General features: G+C 36.3%; 4 protein-coding genes. All 4 read left to right on the top strand.

Going from position 1 to position 3,492, the window contains the following annotated elements:
- On the top strand, positions 1–1,155 hold a 1,155-nt coding region (locus tag ABZC96_RS09195), incomplete at its 5' end, for a Na/Pi cotransporter family protein (RefSeq protein WP_373030630.1).
- Between the two features lie 65 nt (positions 1,156–1,220).
- Entirely contained in the window at positions 1,221–2,684 is a 1,464-nt protein-coding gene (thiI, locus tag ABZC96_RS09190; protein ID WP_373030629.1) for a tRNA uracil 4-sulfurtransferase ThiI, read from the top strand.
- Between the two features lie 12 nt (positions 2,685–2,696).
- Positions 2,697–3,167, top strand: a complete 471-nt coding sequence (locus ABZC96_RS09185) for an MOSC domain-containing protein (RefSeq protein WP_373030627.1) — start codon at positions 2,697–2,699, stop codon at positions 3,165–3,167.
- Between the two features lie 133 nt (positions 3,168–3,300).
- A partial coding sequence (locus ABZC96_RS09180; RefSeq protein WP_373030625.1) for a heme-binding domain-containing protein occupies positions 3,301–3,492 on the top strand: 192 nt, incomplete at its 3' end.

Below are 3,492 nucleotides of genomic sequence, written 5' to 3'. Positions count from 1 at the left end.
CTTGCTAAATTTGTAAACTTTCCATTGATCACTTTTATAGGGATTGGTTTTATACTCACAGCGATCATTCAGTCTAGTTCTGCAGCAACGGCTATTGTATTGAGTGCATTATATGTCAATATACTCAGCTTTGAACAATCTGCTGCTATGGTCATTGGTACAAATATCGGTACCACAGTAACAGCTCTCCTTGGTGCTATCGGTGGTATTCCTGATAAAAAGCGTGTTGCCCTGGCACATTTTATATTTAATTTTATTACTGCAGCTGTTGCATTCCTGATCTTGCCATTTTTAACACAGTTTTTAATGGGTATTGAGGGACTGCATGATGACCCTATTACAGCACTGGCATTGTTCCATACTATATTTAATGTTCTAGGTGTGATATTATTACTCCCTTTTATTACACTTATGGCTAAATATTTACAAAAACTTTTTATTCATGTTGAACCCGAACCAACACGATATATACATTTGGTAGATCCTGAATATTCAGAAACAGCACTTGTTGCGTTAAGAGATGAAGTGAATAATTTGTTTGTCAAAACGATGAAGTATGCACTTTTGGTCGCTAATATCAAACCAAATGATGTATTTGTAAAAAAACTTAGCTTGAAAGAAGCAGTAGAACTTAATCAGGAGCAAATAGAATTTAATCATAAGATAGCCTATAACAGTATTAAAGAGATCGAGATCAAGATCATGGAATTCGTTTCAGTCTTGAGCCAACAAGACCTTCGGCAAGAGGACAGAGAAAGCCTCGAAAGTCTTTTATCATCTGTGAGAGAGAGCGTCTATGCAGCAAAGATGCTTAAGGATATTAAAAATGATATGAATGAATTCTCGGAAAGCAGCAGTGTGACAATTCACAACATTTATGATGATATTCGAAGAAATCTTATATATACAATACTTATTTTTATGGGCCATATGGAAGAAGAGTGGACAATGGACAAATGTGTAGATAAATTTTCTAAATCTGAAGAAGAAAACAAACGTATTATGAAAGAAGCATCACTGTCGATCAGTCAAAAAGGGATAAATGAGAAAAAAGTGGTTTCTTTACTCAATACAAACAGGAGTGTATCTATTGCATCTCATGCTCTTTTTGAGGCATCAAAATCAGTCTCACTGCACTTCCCTCTTGAGGATTAGGTAATATAGCCATTTAGTCCTCTTGTGTTATAATGCTGCCCATACTAAAATAAGGGTGTACTATAGTGGAAACTCCATCAATAAAAACACAAAAATTCATTTTAAAACTCTTTCCTGAAATCATGGTCAAAGGTTCATCTGCCAAAAGACAAATGGTGGGTCAACTTTATAATAACCTTGTAAAACTCTTAGGTAGATACAGTTCCGAGATCAAAGTAAAAAAGTTTTCTGATAAATTAGAGGTTGTTACACCTATAGAGGTACTTCCAGAGGTACGGCAAACTCTCCTTGACACTCCAGGTATAGAACAGGTACTTGAAGCGTTGCAATTTGACGGTATGGAGACACTTGATCAGATAAAGGTCAAGGTAAATGAAACTATGGCAAAAGAGATCATAGGAAAAACTTTTGTAGTACGTGTAAAACGTTCAGGAAAGCACCCTTTTAGGTCACTTGATATAGAACAGACTGTAGGTGGATATATGTTGGCACACAATGAAGCAAAAGGTGTAGACCTGCATCATCCAGAAGTGACCATACGCCTAGAACTCATCAATAACCAACTCAACATCATCACCATAAAACATATAGGACTGGGTGGTTTTCCTTTAGGGACACAGGGAGATATACTCTCACTTATGTCTGGCGGTTTTGACTCTACAGTCGCCTCTTACTTAACTATGAAAAGAGGGATAAAAACCCATTTTATATTCTTTAATCTTGGCGGTATAGCACATGAGATAGGAGTCAAACAGGTTGCACTCTATCTCTGGTCAAAGTTTGGTGCTTCACATCGTGTCTCTTTCATCTCTGTGCCTTTTGATGCAGTCATCGAAGAGATATTTCGTTCAACGCATGAGTCATACATGGGAGTAACACTCAAACGTCTTATGCTCCTTGCTTCTGAAAAAGTGGCAGATGAGATGGAGATAGATGCACTGCTAACGGGTGAAAGTGTGGCACAAGTTTCCAGTCAGACCTTACGTAACCTTGCACTCATTGATCAAGTAACAAATAAGCTCATTTTACGTCCATTAGCGACTATGAACAAACCAGAGATCATAAAAATAGCGTCTGAAATAGGCACACGCCGTTTTGCAGAGAATATGCCAGAGTACTGTGGTGTAATCTCTAAAAATCCTATTACACACGGTTCATACAAACGTATGGAAAAAGAAGCGGCACGATTTGACTATAGTGTATTAGATAAAGCCGTGGAAGATGCACAAAAAATCTATGTGGATGAGATAATAGATGATGTAACCAATATGGCTCCGGTAGAGGTAATACATGATTTAAATGATGATAAATATGTTATTATCGATATACGTACAGAAGATGAGTGTATACAAACACCATGTGAATGTATAAAGATACCATTTCATAAACTCAAAACAGAGTTCAAGAAGTTACCGCAGGACAAAGAATATCTCCTCTATTGTGACAAGGGTATTATGAGTCAACTTCATGCCCAATATTTACGTGATGCGGAAGATGTTAAAAATGTAAGAGTATACAGACCAGAATAGTGTCTGAAGACCATGACCCTGCATGCCATAATCATTGGAGAAAAAGCCAAAGAGCCTTTACATTATGTTAATAGTGTTCGTGCTTTTCAGGGTAAAGGCCTGGAGGGCGACCGTTATTTTTACGGGCAAGGTACATTCAATAAACCCCAACTCTCTCGAGATGTCAGAGAAGTCAGCATTCTACCTTATGAAACTCTTTTAGAATGTAATAGACGATTAGATAGCATGTTAGACTTTCTAGATCTGCGTAGAAACCTTATCATTAAAAACTTTGATGCCTCACTTTTAGAAGATAAAGTATTTACTATAGGTACAGCAAAGCTTCGTATCGTACGTACCTGCCCTCCTTGTCGTTATCTTTCCAGACTTTTGGGTGAAGATATGATGCAAGGAATGAAGTATATAGGTGGTTATAGAGCTGTCATCGTTCAAAGTGGTGTTATAGCGGTTGGAGATGAAGTTAACTATATACAGAATGAATAAATTAGAATTTAATTAACCTTATAAAATTATATATTTTATAAGGTTTCAAGCAGAAGATATTTTTGATATACTTTAAATACTAAAATATCACAATAGAAGGACACTTTGTTCTTTCTGCAAATAGGAGATAAATATGAAATATAAAATATTAGGTATTGTTATTATAGTAGTAATTTCAATACAGTTTATACCATACGGTAAAAATCATTCTAATCCATCTGTTGTTGCAGAGCCTATGTGGGACAGTCCTAAAACAAAAGAATTGTTTGTTCGTGCATGCGCAGATTGTCATAGTAACGAAACAAAATGGCCTTGGTACAGCAAT

Source organism: Sulfurovum sp. (assembly GCF_041551015.1).
Lineage (GTDB): Bacteria > Campylobacterota > Campylobacteria > Campylobacterales > Sulfurovaceae > Sulfurovum.
Note: the sequence above shows the minus strand (reverse complement) of the source record. Positions and strands in the feature narration are given on the sequence as shown.

Coding starts and splice junctions, on each gene's coding strand:
- ABZC96_RS09185 (WP_373030627.1), top strand. CDS start 2,697: ATGACCCTGCATGCCATAATCATTGGAGAAAAAGCCAAAGAGCCTTTA.